The sequence below is a fragment of the Solimonas terrae genome (genome assembly GCF_011067135.1).
Taxonomy (GTDB): domain Bacteria; phylum Pseudomonadota; class Gammaproteobacteria; order Nevskiales; family Nevskiaceae; genus Solimonas; species Solimonas terrae.
Genome location: NZ_JAAMOW010000003.1, coordinates 349778 through 371273 on the forward strand (window position 1 = coordinate 349778; position 21496 = coordinate 371273).

The window sequence follows — 21496 nt, forward strand, 5'->3', positions numbered from 1 at the left end:
GATCCGCGTCAGTCACGGACCGCGCGGCGTATGCCTTCGGCCGCGACCCTGCACAGCGTCTCGATCTCGCGCGGCTCGATGACATACGGCGGCATGAAGTAGATGACGTTGCCGAGCGGGCGCAGCAGCACGCCCTGTTCGAGCGCGTACTGGTAGACGCGCAGGCCGCGGCGCTGTTCGGCCGGATATGCTTCCTTGGTACGGATGTTCTTCGCCAGTTCGATGGCCAGCACCATGCCCTGCTGGCGCACTTCGGCGACGTGAGGCAGGTTGCGCAGTTCCGCGGTCTGCGCCCAGATCAGTTGTGACAGCGCGCGGTTGGTGGCGAGCGCGCGCGTCTCCTCGAACAGATCGAGCGTCGCCAGCGCGGCGCGACACGCGAGCGGATTGCCCGTGTACGAATGCGAATGCAGGAAGGCCTTGCCTTCGCGGTACTCGGCGTAGAACGCGTCGTAGATCGATTCGCGCGTCAGTGTCACCGCCAGTGCCATGGTGCCGCCGGTGATGCCTTTCGACAGGCACATGAAATCCGGCGTGATGCCGGGCTGCGCGTCGTCGTCGCGTGCCGGCGGCGGCGCCCAGTCGCAACCGAACATGCGGCCGGTGCGGCCGAAGCCGACCGCGATCTCGTCGGCGATCAGATGCACGCCGTGGCGGTCGCAGGCGTCGCGCAGCAGGCGCAGATACAGCGGGTGATACATGCGCATGCCACCGGCGCACTGGATCAGGGGCTCGACGATCACCGCGCAGACTTCATGTGCATGCGCTTCCAGCGCGCGCTCCATGTGCCAGAACTGGCGACGCGTGTAGTCCTCCCAGCTTTCGCCGGTGCCGCGCGGATAGCAGTCCGGCGACGGCACATGGATCGGCTGCAGCAGCAGTGGCGCATAGGTATCGCGATACATGCTCGGGCCGCCCATTGCCAGCGCGCCGAGGGTTTCGCCGTGGTAACTGTTGTCGAGCGCGATGAAGCGGGTCTTGCCGGTGGCGCCGGTATTGCGCCAGTAGTGAAAACTCATCTTCAGTGCGACCTCGACGGCCGATGAGCCATTGTCGGCGTAGAAGCAGCGCGACAGGCCCGGCGGTGCGAGGCGCAATAGACGTTCGGCGAGCTCCACGGCCGGCGCGTGCGTGAAACCGGCCAGCATCACGTGGTCGAGTTCGTCGAGCTGATCTTTCAGCGCCGCGACGATTGCCGGATGACGATGGCCGAAGATATTGGTCCACCACGAGCTGACCGCATCGAGATAGCGCTTGCCGTCGAAGTCTTCGAGCCAGACGCCTTCGGCGCGGGCGATCGGTATCAGCGGCAGCGGCGGCGCGCTGCCGGCATGGTCCTGCATCTGCGTGCACGGATGCCAGACGTGCGCGAGCGAGCGCTGTGTCCATTCCTGGTTTTTCATGAAAATGCCAAGCGCGCAGGCCGGATTCGCCATGCGTCTGTGAACGGGAGCGGGAAATTGTTAAGCGATTGTAAACCGGCGACCGGCGGCGCCGAGGCGTGGCTACAGTCCGGGAACCTCCCGCTACCCGAGAAGCCATCATGCCTGCTGCCGAACTTGCCCCCGATCCGGCACTGAACCGCCGTACCGCCCTGCGTCTGATTGCCGGTGCAGCCGGCGCCCTGGCACTGAGCGCCTGCGGTGGCGCGAGCGACGACAGCACCGGCACCGCTTCGGGCGCCGACGGTTCGACGTCGACCACCGATGATGCCGCGAGCTGCAGCACCTACGATCCGGAGGAAACCCAGGGTCCGTATCCGGCCGATGGCACGAGCTCGGTCAATGCGCTGAGCCAGAGCGGCATCAATCGCAGCGATATCCGCGCGAGCTTCGGTTCTGCCGGAAGCGACGATGCGAAGGGCGTGACCATGCAGATCACGCTGACACTGGTCGATTACGACAACAGCTGCGAGCCCCTGGCGGGCTACTGGATCTATATCTGGCACTGTGATCACGCCGGCAACTATTCGCTGTACTCGAGCGCGGCCGCCAGCGAGAACTACCTGCGTGGCGTGCAGCAGACCGACAGCAATGGGCAGGTCACGTTCATCACGTATTTTCCCGCCTGCTACAGCGGTCGCTGGCCACACATTCACGTCGAGATCTACGCCGCGACCAGCAGCCAGCCGACGACGAGAAAGCAGAACCTGCTGCGGACCACGCAGCTGTGCATGCCCGAGGACGTCTGCGACGACGTCTACCAAAGCAGTCTCTACAGCGGCAGCACCGCCAACCTCTCCAAGGTATCGCTCGACTCCGACAATGTGTTCGGCGACAACACGGCCGCGCAGATCACGCTGGAGACGCCCAGCTTCTCGGGCAACGCCAGCGACGGCTACACCGCGGCGGCAACGCTGGTCTATTCCGCCTCCCGATCCTAGGTCGAGAGGTCCTTGACCAGCACCAGCGAATTGCGCTGGTAGTTGTAGATGCGCTGTTTCTGCACCGGCAGTTCGTCGGGTGCGGCCTTGCGGAAGCCGTGCTCGATGAACCAGTGCGGCGTGTGCGTGGTCAGGCTGAACAGCTGCTTCAGGCCGAGTGCGCGCGCTTCGTTCTCGACGCGCTTGAGCAGGGCCGCGGCACGGCCGGCGCGCTGGTAGTCCGGGTGCACGGCGACGCAGGCGAGCTCGCCCATGCCGTTCTGCGGAAACGGAAACAGTGCGCAGCAGGCGATCACCAGACCGTCGCGGACGATGACGTTGAACTGCTGGATGTCGAGTTCGAGCTGCTCGCGCGAGCGCGGCACCAGCACGTTCTGCTGCTCGAGCGGCTGGATCAGCGCGAGCACGCCGCCGACGTCTTCGATCGTCGCATCGCGGGTCGCTTCGTAGTCGGCGTCCGAGTACAGCATCAGGCCGACGCCGTCGCGCGTGTACAGCTCGCGCAGCAGGGCGCCGTCGTCGTGACCGACGAGGTGAATGCGCTTGACGCCGCCCTTGGTCGCGGCCAGCGCCGCCTGCAGATAGCTGCGGTCGATCGGCGAGAGCGCGTCGCGGTCGAGCAGATGCTCGCCCTCCGCCCACGACAGCTGGCCGGCGTCGCCGGTGCCTTCGGCCAGGCCCCATTGCATCGGGCTGGTGGGGGTGACGAACACCAGCTTGTCGGCGCCCATCGCCACGGCGACCGCGGTCGCGAGATCCTCGGCGCGCAGATTGAAGGTTTCGCCGGTGGGCGAGTAGCCGATCGGCGAGAGCAGGGCGATGCGGTCCTGCGCCAGCACCTGCGTGATCGTTTCGGTATCGACGCGACGGACCTCGCCGGTGAACTGGTGATCGACGCCGCTGCGCACGCCGACCGGCCGTGCCGTGATCCAGTTGCCGCCGGCGACGCGCAGCCGCGCGCCGCCCATCGGTGTCGACACCAGCGAGGTCGACAGTCGCGCCTCGATGTCCATGCGCACGCTGCCGGCGGCGGCCTTCACGCATTCGAGCGCGGCGCGATCGGTCACGCGCAGATTGTCGACGAACTGCGGTGCCAGCCCCTGCGCCCGCAGCCGGGTGTCGATCTGCGGGCGGATGCCGTGCACGAGAATCAGCTTGACGCCGAGGCTGTGCAGCAGCGCGACGTCGTAGATCAGCGAGTCGAAGTCCGCGCGCTCGGCCGCTTCGCCACCGAAGGCGATGACGAACACGCGACCGTTGTGCGCATGCACATACGGCGCGCAACCGCGCAGCACGGAAACGAAGTCGGACGGATTCATCCGCCGATTATATTCGGACCGCAAGCCCCGGGACGGTCTGCGGGACTAGAATCGGCGGGCATGCGGACCCAGGAAATTCCGATCTTCCCGCTCGGCACCGTGCTGTTTCCGGCGGGCCGGCTGCCGCTGCGCATCTTCGAGCCGCGCTATGTCGACATGACCAGGCGCTGCATTGCCGACGATGCGCCGTTCGGCGTGTGCCTGATTCGCGGCGGTTACGAAACCGGCGTGCCGGCGATTCCGTGGCCGACCGGATGCAGCGCCCGCATTGCCGAGTGGGACGTGCCGGGTGCCGGACTGTTCACGATTGTGGCCGAAGGCGAAACGGTGTTTCGCATCCGCTCGCGGCGGACCACGATGACGGGTCTGATCATCGCGGAAATCGAGTGGTGCGAAGCGCCGGCGCCGATGCCGGTGCCGGACCGGCATGCGTCGCTGGTGAACCTGCTGAGATCGCTGATCGATGACATCGGCGCCGAGCGGTTCCCGGCGCCGCCGCGCTTCGAGGATGCCGGCTGGGTCGGCTGCCGTCTCGCCGAACTGCTGCCGGTCGTTCCCGAACGCAAGCAGGCCCTGCTGGAACTTGACGATCCCCTGCAGCGTCTCGACGCGCTGACCGGTCTGATCAAAACGCTGCGCGACTGAGCGTCGCGCTCAGGCCAGCAGCGTGCTCGCGTGATGCGCGAGATGGTCGGCGATGAAGCTCTGGATGAACCAGTAGCTGTGATCGTAGCCGGCATGCATCCGCAGTCGCAGCTTCTGGCCTGAACGCGTGGCGGCCGCTTGCAGCGCCTGTGGCTGCAGCTCGCGCTCGAGGAACTTGTCGGCTGCACCCTGATCGACCAGAAACTCGGCCGGATGCGCCTGTGCGGCCATCAGCTCGGCGGCATCCCATCGCGCCCACGCGCTGCGGTCTTCGCCGAGGTAGTTGCCGAACGCCTTTTGTCCCCACGGGGCGTTGCCGGGATTGCAGACCGGCGCGAACGCGGACACCGAGTGCCAGCGTTGCGGATCACGCAGCGCCGTGACCAGTGCGCCGTGGCCGCCCATCGAATGACCGCAGATGCCGCGACGGTCGCGTCGCACCGGGAAGTGCGCTTCGATCAGCGCCGGCAGTTCGTCGTTGATGTAACGGCCCATGCGGTAGTGGGCCGACCAGGGCGCCCGGGTGGCGTCGAGGTAGAAGCCGGCACCGACGCCGAAGTCCCAGTGGTCCGAATCGCCGGGCAGGGACAGACCGCGCGGACTGGTGTCGCAGGTGACCAGCATCAGGCCGAGTTCGGCGGCCAGGCGTTGCGCGCCGGCCTTGATCATGAAGGTCTCGTCGTTGCAGCTCAGGCCAGCGAGGTAATACAGCGCCGCCACCGGTGCGCGCGCGGCCTGCGGCGGCTGATAGACGCCGAAATTCATGGTCGTGCCGGTGGCGGTCGACGTGTGCGTGTAGCGGCCCTGCAGGCCGTCGAAGCAGCGTTGTTCGGAAAGCGTGTCCATGGTGTTCGTTTCGCCGGTGCTTCAGAACGACGAACCGGGTTCGTCGAGAAAGGCGCGTTCTTCGCTCGTCGAATCGCGGCCGAGCGCGGCATTGCGGTGCGGGAAGCGGCCGAAGCGCAGGATGATCTCGCGATGCCGCCGCGCAAAGTCGAGCACGCTCGATAATTCCGGATGGGCTCGAATCAATGCCGTGAACAGTGCAACCGAGCGATCCTGCATGGCCAGCGATTCATCGTGTTCGAACGGCAGGTAGACAAAGCAGCGCTGCAGCGGCGGCAGCGTCGTGTCGCCGCCGGCATCGACCAGCGCGCGTGCCGCCTGCAGCGCCTGCGCGTCGCTCGCGAAGGCCTGCGCCGAGCCACGGAAGCAGTTGCGCGGAAACTGGTCGGCGACGATCAGGTAGGCGAGCGTACCTTGAGGCGTGGCGCGCCAGCCGTCGAGCCGGCCGGCCTGCAACTGTTCCCAGATCGGCAGGAAGCGGCTGCGTATCTCGTCGTCGAATCCGGCATCGACCGCAAACCACTGCGGACGGAATTGCGCGCGGTCGGGCGAGCCGGGGGCGCCGAACCAGAAGTCGACGACGTCTTCCGGCGTTGCGGCGCCCGCCATCAGTAGACGACGACGCTGCGGATCGATTCGCCGCGCGCCATCAGCTCGAAGCCTTCGTTGATCTGTTCGAGCGGCAGTACGTGGGTGATCAGATCGTCGATGTTGATCTTGCCGTCCATGTACCAGTCGACGATCTTCGGCACGTCGGTGCGGCCGCGCGCGCCGCCGAACGCCGTGCCCTGCCAGCGCCGGCCGGTCACCAGCTGGAACGGCCGCGTGCTGATTTCCTGGCCCGAGGCGGCGACCCCGATAATCGTCGAGACGCCCCAGCCGCGATGGCAGCACTCCAGCGCCTGGCGCATCAGCGTGGTGTTGCCGACGCACTCGAAGCTGTAGTCGGCGCCGCCGCCGGTCAGCTCGACCAGATAGGCGACCAGGTCGCCTTCGATGTCTGCGGGATTGACGAAGTGCGTCATGCCGAACTGGCGGGCGAGGCCTTCACGTGCCGGATTGAGGTCGACGCCGATGATCTTGTCGGCGCCGACCATCTTCGCGCCCTGGATGACGTTGAGACCGATGCCGCCGAGCCCGAACACGACGACATTGGCACCAGCCTCGACCCTGGCGGTGAACAGCACCGCGCCGATGCCGGTCGTCACGCCGCAGCCGATGTAGCAGACCTTGTCGAAAGGCGCGTCGTCACGGATCTTCGCCAGCGCGATTTCCGGCATCACGGTGTAGTTCGCGAAGGTCGAGCAACCCATGTAGTGATGGATGGGTTTGCCGCGATACGAAAAGCGGCTGCTGCCGTCCGGCATCAGGCCCTTGCCCTGCGTCGCGCGGATCGCGGTGCACAGATTGGTCTTGTGCGAAGTGCAGCTCTTGCACTCGCGACATTCCGGCGTGTACAGCGGGATCACGTGATCGCCTTTCTTCAAGCCCTTCACGCCGGGGCCGACATCGACGACCACGCCGGCACCTTCATGGCCCAGGATCGATGGGAAGAGGCCTTCCGGATCGGCGCCGGACAGCGTGTATTTGTCGGTATGGCAGATGCCCGATGCCTTGATCTCGACGAGAACTTCGCCGGCCCTGGGGCCGTCGAGCTGCACGGTTTCGATCGACAGGGCTTGGCCGGCCTCGAAGGCGACGGCGGCGCGGACATCCATGGGCAAGGCTCCGGTAGCGCGAAAGCGGCAATTGTAAGGCGGACCTGCTGCTGCGTCCGTGACGGACCCTGCGCAGGCTGCGTGAACGGCTCGCCCCTATAATGGGCGGATGCAAGATTCCATCGATTACGACCGCTTGTCCGAGGCGCTGGCGCGCATCGGACATGTGGACGATGCCGCCGAATATCACGGCGCACTGTGCGGCGCCTTGTGTGTGGTCAAGCCCGGGCAGATCGACCTGATGCGCCTGATCGATCCGGGCCTGCAGGCGGTTCCGGCCGACGCCCAGGCGCGCGCCACCTTTGCCGCCCTCTGCGAAGCGACCGTCGCGGCGCTGCAGGACAGCGACATGGTCTTCAACCTGTTGCTGCCCGATGACGAGGCAGCGCTGGTGCCGCGCGTCCGCGCCCTCGGCGCCTGGTGCGAGGGCTTCATTTTCGGGCTCGCGAGCCGGCCGGGTCTCGATCTGCAGAAGCTGTCCGAGGAAGCGCAGGAAATCGTTCGCGACTTCACCGAGTTCACGCAGGCTGCAGTCGGCGACGACGACGATCCGAACGTCGAGGAAACCGCGTACGCCGAACTGGTCGAATATGTGCGCGTCGGCGCGCAGCTGCTGTACATGGAGCTGCATCCGCGACCGACGCTGGACCCCGCCGAATCCAACCATCTGCACTGAAACCATGAAACCGGAAGCCAGACAGCTCAAGGAATATGCCCGCCGCCGCGGCGAACTGATGAAGCGCATCGGCCGCGACGGGGTGGCGATCATTCCCGGCTCGCGCGAAGTCGTGCGCGCTCGCGATACGCACTACAAGTTCCGTCAGGACAGCGACTTCAAATACCTCAGCGGCTTTGTCGAGCCGGATGCGATTCTGGTGATGGCGCCGGGCCGCAAGTCCGAGGGTCACGCCGCCGAATTCGTGATGTTCGTGCGTGCACGCGATGCGGACATGGAAATCTGGCACGGTCGCCGCGCCGGTCCCGAAGGCGCGGTGCGCGACTACGGCGCCGACGAGGCGTTCACGGTCGACGAGTTCGCGGCCGAGCTGCCGCGGCTGCTCAGCGGTCGCAAGCAGGTCCACTACACGATGGGCGAGCACGCGCATCTGGATGCGACGGTCGCCGGCTGCGTACGCGAGATCCGCGAAGTGTCGCGGCGCGGCGCTGCGGCACCGACCGATATCGTCGCGCTGGAAACCAGCCTGCACGAGATGCGGCTGAAGAAATCGGCGGCGGAGCTCAAGCTCATGGCGCGTGCCTGCGCGATCAGCGCCGAGGCGCATTGCATCGCGATGCGCAGGACGCGCCCCGGTGTCAACGAATGGCAGATCGGTGCCGAGATCGAGGCCCATTTCGCGCACAACGGCATGGAGCCGGGCTACGGGTCCATCGTCGGCGGTGGCGACAATGCCTGCATCCTGCACTACGTCGAGAACAATCAGGCGCTGAAGGACGGCGATCTGTTGCTGATCGACGCCGGCGGCGAGCTCGACGGCTATACCGCCGACATCACGCGCACGTTCCCGGTCAACGGCAGATACAGCAAGGCGCAGCGTGCGGTCTACGAGATCGTGCTGGCGGCCAACAAGGCGGCGATCAAGACGCTGAAAGTGGGCGAATCGGTCGGCAAGCCACACGAGGTCGCGACCCGCATCCTCACCGAAGGCCTGGTCGAACTCGGCTTGCTCAAGGGCAATCCCAGGGATCTGATCAAGGCCGGCAAGCAGCGTCAGTTCTACATGCACGGCACCGGCCACTGGCTGGGCATGGACGTGCACGACGTCGGTCGTTACAAGCTCGACGGCGCCTATCGCAAGTTCGAGGCGGGCATGGTGATGACGGTAGAGCCCGGCCTGTACATCGCGCCCGGCAGCAAGGGCGTCGATCCGAAGTACTGGGGCATCGGCATCCGCATCGAGGACGATGTCGTGGTGACCGACCAGGGCCCGCGTGTCCTGACCGGTGGTGTGCCGAAGGATGTTGATCAGATTGAAAAGCTGATGTCTGGATGAGCAACAGCGTGCGAGATGGGCGAACTGCGGGAGTAAGAGCGTGAAGCAAGTTCGAGTACTTGCGGTGATCGCGTGGTCAGTTGTCCTAGCGACCTTGATGGCTTCGACCGCAGGATGTGGCGGCGACGGCGACACGTCGTCGATGCCCCCAACGAACGACAATCCGCCTACCTTGACGAACTACGTGCTGTTCAACCGCTACGACTTCAACGCCGGACGAACCAACAGCATCGTAGCGATCCCTCGTGCCAACCCGTCGCTGCCTGGTGTGTCACTGACCGAGAATTACGACGATTTTCTGATCGCCCATCGTGCACTGCTCGATACCAACGGCAACATGACCGGCGCGATCGAGGCCGCTGGAGTGATCTTCTTCGAGCCCGCTGCGCAGGGGACAGGCCGCTGGCAGCGGATCGGTTTTACTGACGCCGCACTGCAGCGTACAGCGGTATCTTCGGAAACCGCGGCGCCCTGTGTGGATTTTTACCGACAGTCCCGACTGCTGGAACGCCGGCTTGCCGACGAGCGGACGTCCTTCGTGCTGTACGCGCTGGCGGGACCTGACGGTCAGTGCTTTAGTGACGACGACACGTACTGGGTTATCGACTATCAGGCGAGCGCGACAGCCAAGCCGATTGCCTTGGCCGGACTGCGCGCCGTACTCGGGGCGATCTACCGCTCCGATGGCAGTATGGACGGTCTGTTGGCGCTGCAGGATGACGATCTCGTCTACATCTCTGATCTTGCGAGATTCGCGGACCGACAGTTGCTGGCGTCCGGCGTACGCGCGGCGAGTGTCTTACTCGCCGGCGCCGACGAATTCCACAATGCCGAACAGGCCTTCGTTGTGGTGCAGGGTACGGTCGGCAGCGCCGGTATCCACAGGGTCGGAGTCGGCGCACAATATTCGCAAACACTCCATGTGGCTGCAGATCAGTTCTCGACTTTCAGTAGCCGCGCGGATGCGCAGAGCCTTTATATCGCGGATCAGTACTTCATCACGCTGCCCAGTACAGCGACGGAGCCCGTCACGCAGCTGCTGCGAGTACCCTTGAGCGCGACCGCCGAGTCGGCTTCCTTGATTCAGACGTTCTCGGGCTACCATCTCTCGATTTCCGGCCTGACCGAGAACAATGTCGTTTTATCGGGCGCTGGCAGTGACGCGATCGCCATGGACGCCGTTTATCCCAAGAGTCCTACCGAAGCCGACACGCTTAAGCGTCTCGACGGATTCGTTTCGTACGTATCCCCCGCACGGCTTTACATCGCAGGCGTTGTCGGTAGCAACAGTTCCGGTTCGCCGATCTCCGGTGCTATTGAAGCAGACGAGAGCGGGAAGGCGCTGGCGATGTATCGCTACGGGCAGTGGTTCGGATTGCGGTACCAATCCGCGTCCGCGTTTCCGCAAGACCAGAGACGACCAGTCGATGGGGCCCTGCTGGCGCAAGGGCAGAGCTATGATGCCAGCGGCGTTAGATTGCAGGACGCAAATCTCTACTACGTGCGTCCCAGCCAGCCGCTGCTTGTCTTCCGAAATGCCGACGGATCCGCATTCACCCTGTCGGAGCGTGACGGAATCATTTTCGAGGATGCCGGGGCGGCAACAGAACTCGCGGGTTTTGACGACGGCGATCCTTCGTCCATCAATTTCGAACTGTTATCGCTAGATTTTCAAAGCATGCATGCTGAGCGGATCACTAGCACTGCCGACGTCGACGAATTTCCGGTCTATTGAGTCGTGAACCAGGCATTTGATGTCGCGATCGTCGGCGGTGGTCTGGTCGGTGCCAGTCTCGCCGCCGGCCTGGCGCCGTCAGGGCTGCGCGTTGCCCTGATCGAGGCCGCTGCACCGCCGGCATCGACGCCGGGCTGGGACGAACGCTGCATCGCGATCAATCACGCCAGCCGGCAGATTTTCGCTGCGCTTGGTGTCTGGGATGCGCTGGCGCCGGAAGCGGCGACCATCGTCTCGACGCACATTTCCGAGCAGGGCCGTTTCGGCGTGGCGCGCTTCAGCGCCGCGGAGGCGGGTCTCGAAGCGCTCGGTTACAACCTGCCGCTGCGGGCGATCGGCCAGACCTTGTGGGCGCGCATGCTGGCGCTCGGCAAGACGCAGCTGCATTGCCCGGCGCGGCTGGAATCGCTGGAGGTCGGCGACGCCGCCGTCGAACTGCAGCTCGCCGACGGCGGCTCGCTGAGCGCACGACTGCTGATCGCTGCCGACGGCGCCGGCTCGCGGGTTCGCGAGCTGCTGGCGGTTGGCAGCGAGCGACGCGATTACGCGCAGTCCGCGATCGTGACCGCCGTGCGCACGCGGCGACCGCATCGCGGTTGCGCTTACGAGCGCTTCACGCCGGACGGCCCGATCGCGCTGTTGCCGAAGGGCCGCGAGCCGAACCGTTGCTCGCTGGTCTGGACGACGCCGGCCGCCGAGGTCGATGCGCGCATGGCCTGGCGTGACGACGTGTTCATTGCGCATGCCGAAGCGGCGTTCGGCGAGCGGCTCGGTGAATTCGTCGAACTCGGTCGCCGACAGGCGCATCCGCTTGCCCGTGTGATGAGCGATCAGCTGCGGGCGCCGCGCGTGCTGTTCGTCGGCAACGCCGCGCAATCGCTGCATCCGGTCGCGGCACAGGGATTCAATCTGGGTCTGCGCGATGTCGCTGCGGTGATCGAAGTGCTGGGCATGCCCGGCGCCGAGCTCGATTGCGGTGTCGACGAACTCCTGCAGCGCTACGAAGCCAGTCGTCGCGAGGATCGCGAGCGCGTCGCCGGATTCACCGACCGGATCGTGCGCGTGTTTTCCAATCGCCTGCCGGGCCTGCGTGGTCTGCGTCACCTCGGGCTGCTCGCGCTGGATCTCGCGCCGCCGCTGAAGCAGGCGGTGATGTGGCAGAACCTCGGGCTCGGCGGCAGCACGCCGGCGCTGGCGCGAAACGGACGATGACGGTCGACTGCGATGTCGCGATCGTCGGCGGCGGCCCGGTGGGGGCGGCGGTCGCCGTCGGTCTCGCGCAGCGCGGGCTGGCCGTGCAACTGCTCGATCGCGGTCAGGGGCCGACACCGCGCGTGCTGGCCGACGGAGACGACTACGATCTGCGCGTCTATGCCCTGGCGCCTTCGTGCATCGCGTTTCTCGATCGTCTCGGCGCCTGGTCGCGGATTGCCGCGACGCGCAGCTCGCCGTATCAAGGCATGCGGGTCTGGGAAAACGATCCGCAGTCGCCGCTGTGTTTCGATGCCCGCGACGTGCGCGCGGCGACGCTGGGGCACATTGTCGAGAGTGGCTTGCTGGCGTCGGCGCTGTGGGCGCAGCTGCCGGTTTCGGGCTTGCGCACCGGCGTGCAGGTGGTCCGGATCGACGCCGGCGAGCACGACGCGACCTTGCACACCGACGACGGCGGCAGCCTGCGGACGCGACTGGCGGTGATCGCGGAAGGGCGCGACTCGCGGCTCAGGACGCAGCTCGGCATCGAATCACTGGGCGGGCAATACGAGCAGACGGCGGTGGTCTGTCACATCCGCAGCGAACAGGCGCACGGCGGCATTGCCTGGCAGCGGTTTCTGCCGACCGGGCCGCTGGCCTTGCTGCCGCTCGCCGACGGGCGCGCGTCGATCGTCTGGTCTTCCGGCGAGGCGGCGGCGCTGCTCGCGCTCGATGATGCCGATTTCTGTCGGGCGCTCGGCGATGCCAGCCAGCATGTCCTCGGGCGCATCACCGCTTGCAGTCGACGCGTGCAGTTCGCGCTCACGCTGCAGCATGCCGATCGCTATGTCGGCAACGGGGTGGCGCTGGTCGGTGACGCGGCGCATGTCGTTCATCCGCTCGCCGGACAGGGCGTCAACCTGGGCTTTGCCGACGCCGAGGCATTGACCGACGTCGTCGCCGAGGCGCGGGCCGCGGGCCGCAATTTTGCGTCACTGCGCGTGCTCAAGCGGTATGAGCGCGCGCGTCGCGCCGACGTCATCGACATGCTCGCGGTGACCGACGGGCTGTATCGCGCGTTTCGCATGCCCTTGCCGGGACTGGCAGCACTGCGCAGTCGCGGCCTGGCTGTCGTCAATGCCGCTGCACCGCTGCGTCGCGAGCTGGTGCGGCGCGCGATCGGCCTGCGCTGAACTTCAAAGCTGCCGCAGCAGCTGTTGCGCGGCGCGCGGCATGACCTGCGCGCGGTCGAACATCCGGTAGCGGTTCGCAAAGGCTTCGGCATTGCGGCGCAGCGCCGGATTGTCGAGCAGCTGCGTCAAGCCCGTACGCAGGTCGGCGGCCTTGCGCGCCACTGGCATGACGCCGGCCCCGAGCTGCAGGATGCGGCGCGCGATCAGCGCCTTCTCGACATCGGTCGGCAGGAGCATTGCCGGTTTGCCGGCGAGCAGGGTTTCCGAACTGGTGCCGTCCTGGCCGGCATGGATCGCGATGTCGCACTCCTGCAAGGCCCGGTGCAGATCGATCGCACCGGTCGCGATCGCGAGACCCGGACGCAGGTAGGCGCGCACTGCGCTCGGCGATACGTCGGCGACGCGCAACAGTGCGGTGATCGGCAGTTCGCGCAGGACTTCCAGCAGGAGCTGCAGCCACGGCCCCGGACGCAGGTAGGCGAACAGGCGCGATCCCTGGCCGTCCGGCCAGATCGGCGCGTCGCCGTGGGAGTAGTCCGGGTGGCCCAGGCACAGCGTCTCGCGTCCCGGACCATAGGTGTCGAGTTCGGCAAAGCTGAGGATGCATTGCGGGCAGTCGTCGAACAGCGCCTGCAGACTTGCGAGCGGCGACCACGACAGCCGTGCGAGCGCGTCGTTGACGGTCGCCAGTACTCGCGCCTCGTTGCGAATCAGGGCATCGTGATTGACGGGCCGGCTCGGCTGGAACCACGGGAACGGCTGCTGCAGCGGCGGTTGCCCGAAGCTTGCGCCGAAGGTGCTGCGCGGCAATCGCAACTGGCGGGCCGCCAGCGTCGCCGTTGGCGCGTAATTCAGAGCGACGGCATCGATGCTCAGCGTCTGGTACAGGGTCTGCCAGGCGCGCAGGCGCGAGGCGAGGGCGGCGCTGTCGTCAAAGCCGGTGTTGTGCAGCAGCGTCGCATAACTGGTTTGCACGGCGACTGCGCGACGGGTGCCGGGTGCAAACGGCGCCGGCAGCACCGGGCCGAGTTCATGCAGGCCGAGTACCTGCGCGGAGCCGAGATCGCGTACCGCGAACAGGCAGTCGTGGCCGGCGTCGCGCAGCACGTGCGCGTAGGCACGCAGCGCGCCGACATGGCCGTAGTTCGCGCCAAGCTCCCAGGCCAGCAGAATGCGGCTCATGCCGCCATGCGGTGTCGCGCAAGCGGCGCCATGCGCACTATCGGCATTGCGTATCGCCCGGTGCGTCCTCGATCGTGATCAGGCTGCTGGTGTCGTCCGGATGCGCCGCCGGGTTGTCATCGAGCGGCGGTGTGTCGCCGAGGCCGCCGGACTGGATCTCGCCGATCAGCGGCAGTTCGAAATCGCTGAGGTTTTCAGTCGTGACGATGCCGGACAGAACGATCACCTGACCATTGGTCGCGAGATTGCGATGGCCGTTGACGTGCCCGCTGGTCATGAACAGGAAGTTCGTCGACGCGTTGGCGACATCGACACCCGAGTCGACATTGATGTCGCCGGCATAGTTGCTGCCGCCGAAGGCAAGGCTGGCGTCGTAAGGCGCAAAGGCGGCGGCGTCGCTGAAGTTCAGCGCCGCCGGCGAGCTCAGTGCGCGGGCCGCGACCGTCGTCGGCTGGCTGAGTTCGATGCCGGTCGTCGCCGCCAGCGGCTGGATCTGTACCAGCAGATGCGCAGGTGCCGCGCTGACATGACCGATCGTCAACGCATTGGTCGTCAGCGACAGGTAGTCGCCGCTCATCGCCAGCGTGCCGAGCGCGATGCTCTGTGCGTGCAGGGAACCGTTCGGGGCCGTCGCCGTCGGCAGCAGCTGCGGCGCCTGCGCGGCGAGCAGTTGCAGCAGGCCGCTGTCGCCAGCGACGCCGCTGCTGCCGGTACCGATGATCAGGCTGCTGCGTGCGAAGTCGATGGCGGTGCCGGCATTGGCGCGCAGCGCGTCGACATCGATATTGGCAGCCGAACCATCATCGAGGATGCCGCCGGCCGCGGTGAGTGTCAGGCGGCCGCTGCGGATGTCGCTGCCGCCCAGCACGATGTCGCCGGCCGACTGCAAGCTCAGATTGCCGCTGCCGACCGTCGGGCTCTGCGTTGCCGCCAGCGGCTGCACCGTCGATATCGGGCCGAAGCTGCTGTCGATCAGGTTCAGACTGCCGTCGCTGGTGATGAAGCTGGCCGACTGGGTGTAGGCAAGCTGACTGTTGCCGATGTCCAGCGATGCGGCTTCCAGCGACGCCGTGCCGCCTTGCCATGTGGCGTTGTCGATCTGGGCCGTGCCGCCCGCCGTTGCCGTCAGATTGCCGGCGAGTACGGTGTCGGTCGCGGTCAGGGTGTCGCCGGCCGTCAGGCCGATCTGGCTGGCATCGATCGTCAGGTCGTCGAGCGTGATGCCGTGCGTGGCGCCAAGATCGATGCTGGTGCCTGACAGCAGCACGTTGTCGAGCGACAGGCCATTCGCACCGCTGACATCGATGTCCAGCGCGTCGACGTAGAGATCGCTGGCGAGATCCAGGCTGGCGCTGGCGACCGTCAGGCTGCTGCCACTGAATGACGGCCCGCCGAGGTGGACCTTGCCGCTCGCGGCTGTCAACACGCTGCCGTGCGTCAGCGTCGAGTCGCTGCCGGCGTCGATCGTGATGTTGTGCGCCGTGATGTTCGCAAAATCCGCGCTGCCGGCGGCGTTCAGTGTCACGTTGCCGCTGGCAGTCAGGCTCGCGGCGATGCTGATCTTGCTGCCGCTGTCGAGCTTCGCCGAGGTGACATTGCTGCCGCTGTTGTGAAGGGCGATGCCGCCGGGTCCGGCCTGCAGGTCGAGCTTGCCGCTCAGCGCGCCGCCGTCGATGGTGATGCTGCTGGCGGACAGCTGGTCGGCCAGCGCAATGCTGCCGCCGTCGATCGCGATCGCGCCGGTCGCGGTCAAGGGGCCGACGATACCGACCGCGCCGGTGCTGCTCAGACTTGCGCTGTCGACCGTGCCGCTGCTGTTGTCCAGCGCGATGCCGCCGGCGCCCGCAACGAGATCGAGAATGCCGCTCAGTGCGCCGCCGTCGATCGTTATGCTGCTGCCGGTGATCTGGTCGGCGAGGGCGATGCTGGCGCCGTTCAGGCTGGTCGCGCCACTGCTGCCGATCTGACCGCCGACGCTCAATGCGTCGGTGGCACTCAGGCTGACCGATCCGGCCGTGAGATTGCCGACGCTGAGATCGCCGCCGCTCGCGGTCAGCGACAGATCGCCGGCAATGTCGACATCACCGAAGTCCAGGCTCGTGGCGGTGACGCTGAGATTGCCGGTCGTCAAGGCGCCGGTCGTGATCGCGCCGCTGTCGGCGACCAGCACGATGCTGCCGCTGCTGCCGGCATTCAGATCACCGCTGTCGATGCCGTTCGCCGCGTGCAGATCGATGCTCGACGCCTGCGCGCCGCCCAATTCGATGCCGCCGGTATTCGACGTCAGCGACAGACTGCCGCTCAGCACAATGGGATCGAGCGACAGACTGTTCGCCTGCAAGCTCAGATCGGCGGTACTGATCGTGCCGTTGCGATAGAGATCGCCGTCGTGGGCGAGCAGTGCCACCGAGCCGTCGCTGCCGGCATCGATATCGTCGACCGAGATGTCGCGACCGGCGTCGATGTGGACATCCTGCGCCGCCATGTTGGCGAAAATGCTGGTGCTGCCGCTGGCGGTCAGGGCGATGCCGTTGCCGTCGTGCGCGATCACGTTGGTCATGTGGATCGACAGGTCGCCGATGACGTCAAGTGCGTTGACACGGAGATCCCCGCCCTCGGAGCCGATCGACACCGAACCCAGCGTGGTGCCTCCATAGCCGTCGGTGCCGCTGCCACTGTCGATCCTGCCGATGCTGGCGATGTCGAGGTCGCCGTCCGAGCCGATGTACACATGGCCGGCGTGGTCGGTGACACTGATCGATTCGATCGTGCCGATGTGAGCGATCGAATCGCTGTCTTTGTGAAAGCCGAAGTACACGTCGTAGTAGTCGCTGCCGCCGCCGACCGTGATCGCCCCGGTGTCGAGCTGACCGCCGTACAGGTCGATCGCCACCTGCCGAGCCTGCAGATCGCCGATCTCGATATCGCCGCCGCCGGCCGCGTAGCCGTTGCCGGTGTCGATCTGTGCCGTGCCGGCGCTCAGATAGACGCCGCCCTGGTCGGCGGTGACCGTCCCGGTGCTGCCACTGATGATGCCGATGTTGCGGCCGGCCAGAATCTCGACGTCACCGTCGGTGGCGTGCAGGCTGCCGACCAGAATGTCGGTGCCCACCGTGCCGCCGTAGGCGAAGTCCCGTCCGAGTTCGATGCCGCCGGCCGTGATGTCGAGCGCGGTGATCGAACTGGCGGGCACGGAGCTGTATTCGCCGATCACGGCCTCACCGGTCGCCGTCAGCGTGCCGATGTCGATCGCCTGGCCACCGTCGGTATACGCGACCAGATCGCCGTCGATGGCGACCCCGTCGATGTAGAGCTTGTCGTCACCGACCGTCGGCACGCCGACCGCCAGCGTGCCGAGCTGATTGCCGCCATAGGACTGGTCGCTGTAGCCGAGCAGCAATGCCGTGACATCGCCGTGCAGCGTTGAATCGGTGACACTGAGCGAGCCGAGGCTGGAGAAGAATTCGATGCTGCCGCGAGTGCCGTCGACGGGATCGATACCGGCATCGATGTTGAGGCCGCTCACGGCGTAGCCGCTGTCGGCGAAGATCGCCACCGAGCCGGCTCCCCCGGTCACGCGGATCGGACCGGTGGTGCCGATCGCGCCGTGCGCCTCGCCGAGATCATGAAGGCCGAAAAAGATGTCGTCGCCGTACGAGTACGAGTTGCCGGCGAACGCGGTGATCGCGCCCGTGTTGATCGTGCCGCCGTAGGCGTTGAGATCGACGCTGTCCGCCGACACGTCGCCGATCGTGAGGTTTTCGCCGCTGAGATACGCGACGTCCGTCGCCAGGATCGTGCTGCTGGCCGGGTCCGTCGCCAGGACGTTGCGCTCGGCGGTGACGTAGATGCTGCCGGCGTCGGCAGTCAGATGGGCAAATGTGATGTCGTGGCTGCCGACGGTGAAGGCGCCGCCGTAGTAGCTCGCGCTGTCATTGCTGATGTCGATCCCGTAGCCGGCGTGCACGCTGTCGAGCGTGATGTTGCCGCCGACGGTGGTGCCGGTCTCCGAGTCGTAGCTTTCGCCCGCATAAATTTCGACGTTTTCGCTGCCCTGGATCAGCGCCGTGCCGTTGTGCAGGGTCGTGATGTCGCCGCCGGCGTCGATGTACAGGCCACCATCGGTCGCCGTGAGGTTGCCCAGCTGCATGGCTGCCTGCGACGCGCCCTGCGAGGTATCGATGCTGCTGTTGCTCGTGAGGTAAATGTCGCTCGCCGTGAGATTGTCGGCGCTCAGCGCACCGCCGTCGCTGACGCTGGCATACAGGCCGTTGTCGTTGATGGTGACGCCGCCGAGCGTAATCCCGGCGCCGTTGCCGGCGTAAAGCGCGGTGTAGCCCTCGATCGTGCTGTCGGTGATGCTCAGCAGGCCCGGCGTGCCGCCGTACGCGACGGACAGGGATGCCTCGAGGTCGCCGACCAGCGTTGCACCATCGACGGACAGGTCGCCGTCGTCGGCCGACAGCCGGATCGAGCCGTAGTCGATCGATCCGCCATAGCTCTGCGGGGCGCTGCCGGCGTCGATCGTGATCGCGCCGACCGTCAGATCGTGTCCGGCCCTGAGATCGACCGTGCCGGTACCGCTGCTGATGGTGATGTCGCCCAGCGCGGCGAGCGCGCCTGTTTCGGCGCTGACCGTGATGTCGCCGCCATTCAATGCATGCGTGGTGACGTCGCCACCGGTGCTGTCGATGTAGATCTGGCCGTTGTTGTTTGCCGTGATGGAGCCCAGCGCATGGATCGCGTCGGCGGCTTCGAGGTCGATGCTGTTGCCGATCAGATTGCCAAGGGTCAGCTCGCCGGCGGTGTAGCCGCCGAGGATCGCCAGATCGCCGTCCACGGCGATCGTGTTGGCCGTGTTGTCGAAGAAAATGCCGCCGCCGCTCACGCCATCGCCGCGGCTGAAGCCGGTGCCGGTGCCGAACGCGCCGCCGTAGCCCTGGGTGCCGATGCCCAGCGTCAGCGATCCGCCGTAACCGCCGGCTCGACCGTCGAGGATGCCGTCGCCGCCGTTCGCCGACAGATCGGCGACATGGATCGCCTGGTCGGCGGCGATGTAGACGCTGGCGCCCTGCGCAAGCAGTCCTTCGAGCGTCTGTTCGAAGACGGTGGCATCGCTGCCGTTGTCGGTGCTGCCCTGGCCCTGCGCAATCGTCACGGTCGTCGGGTCGATCAGCAGGCTGCCGCCGTTGCCGAGCTCGAGGTCGCCACGGATGCGCAGATTCCGGTGGCCCGACAGTTCGACGGAGCCGCCCTGAGCGCCGGCGACATCGAGGCGTGCACCGGCGTCGAAGTCGACATCGCCGTCACCGGCCACCGCGACACTGCCACCGTGAGCGGACGCGCTGCCGGCCTGGGTGAGGCTGCCCGCGGCGAGTGCGATGTCGCCGGTGCCGGTGATCTGCACCGAACCGCCGTCGCCGCTGCCGTCGCCCGATGCGTCGACCGTACCCGATTGCGCGATGTCGCCGCCGCTGGCACTGAGCACGATCTGGCCATCGTGTTCTTCGATCGACTGTGCCGACACCCGGCCCTGGTTGTTGACGACCGTGCCGATCAGTTGGCGCGCGACGTCGGCACTCATGTAGACGCGGCCACCGTTTGCCGCCAGCGTGCCGAGATTGCGGACGCCGGCGGCGTCGGACAGCGCGGCACCGTCGATGCTGAAATTGACAAGCCCTTCGCTGTCGAGATTGAGCGTCAGCGCCGAACCGGATGCCAGCGCAATATCGCCAAGCTGCGCCTGGATCAGGCCGCTGTTGCCGACCTGATCGGCAGCGAGCACGACGAAGCCGCCGTTGCTGGCGGTGATGACACCGGCATTGTCGACCTTGCCGTCGCCGCTGCCGTCGACGAACTGGTAGCGGCCGGCCTGGAAGTCGGCGTTGCTGATGTCCATCGTCGTCGCTACCAGCGAGCCGACGTCGATGCGCGAGTTCTGGCCGAACATCACGCCATGCGGATTGATGATGAACACGCGGCCATTCGCGGAGATGCTGCCGAGAATGTCGGACGGTGAGCCGCCGACCACGCGATTGAGGATTGCTGCCGAGGCATTCGGCTGATGGAACACCACATACTCGTTGCTGCCGACCGAGAACGATTGCCAGTTGACGACGGCGCTCTGGCTGGACTGCGTGATCGTGGTCTGCGTGCCCTCGCTGTTGATGCCGGCTTGACCCGCGACGACAACGCCACCGCTGGGGTTGGCCAGCGCGAGGCCGGGAAGCAGGCTGCCAACGGCACCGCGTGCGCCGAAACGCAGTGCGGCAGTGATCGGGTGCAGCTTCAGGCGATACGGTTTCATGTGCGACCTCTTCAACGGTTTCGCAGGCGCGCCGGATGGCGTGCTCGGCGAACCGCGCTCAAGACCAGGGGTGTCGGCAGCCGTGGCAGCGCCGCTTGTTCGTGTTGCTGCGGGATTCGAAGCCGCGGCAACGACAACGCCGCGACCTGCGTGGCGGAACGGAGCCGCGAGACGGGCAACGCCGTCATCCGGCCGGCGTAGCTTCGGCGTTCAATGTTCATGGCGGGACTCCAGCATCTGCATGCGATCGAGCAGACGGCCGAAATTTTCCAGCGACAGCAGGTGCGCGTAGAACGCCCGCAGTTCGCCGGTGCCGAGCAGGGTGCGCAGTGCGTCGGCGGCGAGGGTCGCCAGCCGCGCTTCTTCGATGCGGTAGAGGCCCTGCAGCTGCGTGCGGTCGCCGTGGCGCGGGACCGCCAGCGCGTCGAACGGCACCAGCAAGCCAAGCTCGTGCAGGCGGCGGCCCAGATCCAGCGTCTGCTGCCAGTCCTGGTCGAACGCTTCGAGCAGCTGCCGGATTGGTTCCCAGGCCGCCGTGGTGCGGCCGTCGCCGTCGATCAGCGCCGGCCTTGCCTCGGCGCTGAGCCGCGTTTCGTCGACACAGATCAGCCTTCGTGACGCTGCCTCGGCGCCGTTGACGTCGGCCAGCGAGAACGGATGGCGGCGGACATAGGCGGGCACATAGTGCTCAGGTGCCCACGCCCCCTTGTCATCGACGAACAGGTTTTCGCTGTCGCGCAGGCCCAGCACGGCCATCGGCACGTAACGATCATCGGCGTCCCGCACGTAGACGATCGGGTAGTGCAGCGCGGCGCGCAGGAACTCGGATGTCGACAGCGGAACGGCGTTGCGCCTCGCACACCAGCGGTGGCCTTGCGCTGTCGAGAGGCCGAGCCCGGCGTGGCGCTTTGCGTCAAACGGTACGGCGCGGCTGGCGGCAGCGCTGTGCGGCATGACGATTGGCG

At 66.5% G+C, this 21496-nt stretch carries 16 protein-coding genes; 7 read left to right on the forward strand and 9 right to left on the reverse strand.

Annotation, left to right across the window (positions count from 1 at the left end):
* Positions 1–8: 8 nt before the first annotated feature.
* Positions 9–1403 (reverse strand): adenosylmethionine--8-amino-7-oxononanoate transaminase, encoded by a 1395-nt coding sequence (locus G7Y85_RS07480; RefSeq protein ID WP_174839747.1) that lies wholly within the window; start codon positions 1401–1403, stop codon positions 9–11.
* Between the two features lie 140 nt (positions 1404–1543).
* Here G7Y85_RS07480 and G7Y85_RS07485 point away from each other — a divergent pair, with 140 nt between their 5' ends.
* Entirely contained in the window at positions 1544–2383 is an 840-nt protein-coding gene (locus G7Y85_RS07485; protein ID WP_166254276.1) for a dioxygenase family protein, read from the forward strand.
* Here the strand turns inward: G7Y85_RS07485 and argA are convergent.
* Positions 2380–3702, reverse strand: a complete 1323-nt coding sequence (argA, locus tag G7Y85_RS07490) for an amino-acid N-acetyltransferase (protein ID WP_166254279.1) — start codon at positions 3700–3702, stop codon at positions 2380–2382. The two genes, G7Y85_RS07485 and argA, sit on opposite strands and share 4 nt — an antisense overlap.
* A 60-nt stretch (positions 3703–3762) precedes the next feature.
* Here argA and G7Y85_RS07495 point away from each other — a divergent pair, with 60 nt between their 5' ends.
* Positions 3763–4347, forward strand: a complete 585-nt coding sequence (locus tag G7Y85_RS07495; protein WP_166254282.1) for an LON peptidase substrate-binding domain-containing protein — start codon at positions 3763–3765, stop codon at positions 4345–4347.
* 9 nt (positions 4348–4356) lie between these two features.
* Here G7Y85_RS07495 and fghA read toward each other — a convergent pair whose 3' ends face one another.
* Genes fghA through G7Y85_RS07510 form a run of 3 tightly spaced genes read right to left on the reverse strand, consistent with a single transcriptional unit; the run spans position 4357 to position 6911 of the window.
* Complete coding sequence (gene fghA / locus G7Y85_RS07500; RefSeq protein ID WP_166254285.1) at positions 4357–5193, reverse strand: S-formylglutathione hydrolase; 837 nt, start codon at positions 5191–5193, stop codon at positions 4357–4359.
* 21 nt (positions 5194–5214) lie between these two features.
* Positions 5215–5802 (reverse strand): DUF924 family protein, encoded by a 588-nt coding sequence (locus G7Y85_RS07505; RefSeq protein ID WP_166254288.1) that lies wholly within the window; start codon positions 5800–5802, stop codon positions 5215–5217.
* Positions 5802–6911 carry an S-(hydroxymethyl)glutathione dehydrogenase/class III alcohol dehydrogenase gene (locus G7Y85_RS07510; protein ID WP_166254291.1) on the reverse strand — a complete coding sequence of 370 codons (1110 nt, stop codon included), beginning with the start codon at positions 6909–6911 and terminating at the stop codon, positions 5802–5804. The genes G7Y85_RS07505 and G7Y85_RS07510 overlap by 1 nt, the downstream gene beginning before the upstream one ends.
* Before the next feature lie 109 nt (positions 6912–7020).
* On the opposite strand from G7Y85_RS07510, the gene G7Y85_RS07515 reads away from it, so the two are divergent.
* Genes G7Y85_RS07515 through G7Y85_RS07535 form a run of 5 tightly spaced genes read left to right on the forward strand, consistent with a single transcriptional unit; the run spans position 7021 to position 13042 of the window.
* Positions 7021–7587 carry a UPF0149 family protein gene (locus G7Y85_RS07515; protein ID WP_166254294.1) on the forward strand — a complete coding sequence of 189 codons (567 nt, stop codon included), beginning with the start codon at positions 7021–7023 and terminating at the stop codon, positions 7585–7587.
* A gap of 4 nt (positions 7588–7591) precedes the next feature.
* Positions 7592–8923, forward strand: a complete 1332-nt coding sequence (locus G7Y85_RS07520; RefSeq protein WP_166254297.1) for an aminopeptidase P N-terminal domain-containing protein — start codon at positions 7592–7594, stop codon at positions 8921–8923.
* A 40-nt stretch (positions 8924–8963) separates the two neighbouring features.
* Positions 8964–10658: a hypothetical protein gene (locus G7Y85_RS07525; protein WP_166254299.1), complete on the forward strand. Its 1695-nt coding sequence runs from the start codon at positions 8964–8966 to the stop codon at positions 10656–10658.
* Positions 10659–10661: 3 nt separating this feature from the next.
* Positions 10662–11870, forward strand: coding sequence for a 2-octaprenyl-6-methoxyphenyl hydroxylase (ubiH, locus tag G7Y85_RS07530; protein ID WP_166254301.1), 1209 nt, complete (start codon positions 10662–10664; stop codon positions 11868–11870).
* Positions 11867–13042: a UbiH/UbiF/VisC/COQ6 family ubiquinone biosynthesis hydroxylase gene (locus tag G7Y85_RS07535; protein ID WP_166254303.1), complete on the forward strand. Its 1176-nt coding sequence runs from the start codon at positions 11867–11869 to the stop codon at positions 13040–13042. Before ubiH ends, G7Y85_RS07535 begins: the two co-directional genes overlap by 4 nt.
* A 3-nt stretch (positions 13043–13045) precedes the next feature.
* Here the strand turns inward: G7Y85_RS07535 and G7Y85_RS07540 are convergent, their stop codons facing one another.
* Genes G7Y85_RS07540 through G7Y85_RS07555 form a run of 4 tightly spaced genes read right to left on the reverse strand, consistent with a single transcriptional unit; the run spans position 13046 to position 21485 of the window.
* Positions 13046–14224, reverse strand: a complete 1179-nt coding sequence (locus G7Y85_RS07540; RefSeq protein ID WP_166254305.1) for a glycosyltransferase — start codon at positions 14222–14224, stop codon at positions 13046–13048.
* Positions 14225–14261: 37 nt separating this feature from the next.
* On the reverse strand, positions 14262–20531 hold the full coding sequence (locus G7Y85_RS07545) for a filamentous hemagglutinin N-terminal domain-containing protein (protein WP_166254307.1): 6270 nt from the start codon (positions 20529–20531) through the stop codon (positions 14262–14264).
* Positions 20532–20542: 11 nt separating this feature from the next.
* On the reverse strand, positions 20543–20752 hold the full coding sequence (locus G7Y85_RS07550; protein ID WP_166254309.1) for a hypothetical protein: 210 nt from the start codon (positions 20750–20752) through the stop codon (positions 20543–20545).
* Entirely contained in the window at positions 20742–21485 is a 744-nt protein-coding gene (locus tag G7Y85_RS07555) for a SapC family protein (RefSeq protein WP_166254311.1), read from the reverse strand. Before G7Y85_RS07555 ends, G7Y85_RS07550 begins: the two co-directional genes overlap by 11 nt.
* Positions 21486–21496: the final 11 nt, after the last annotated feature.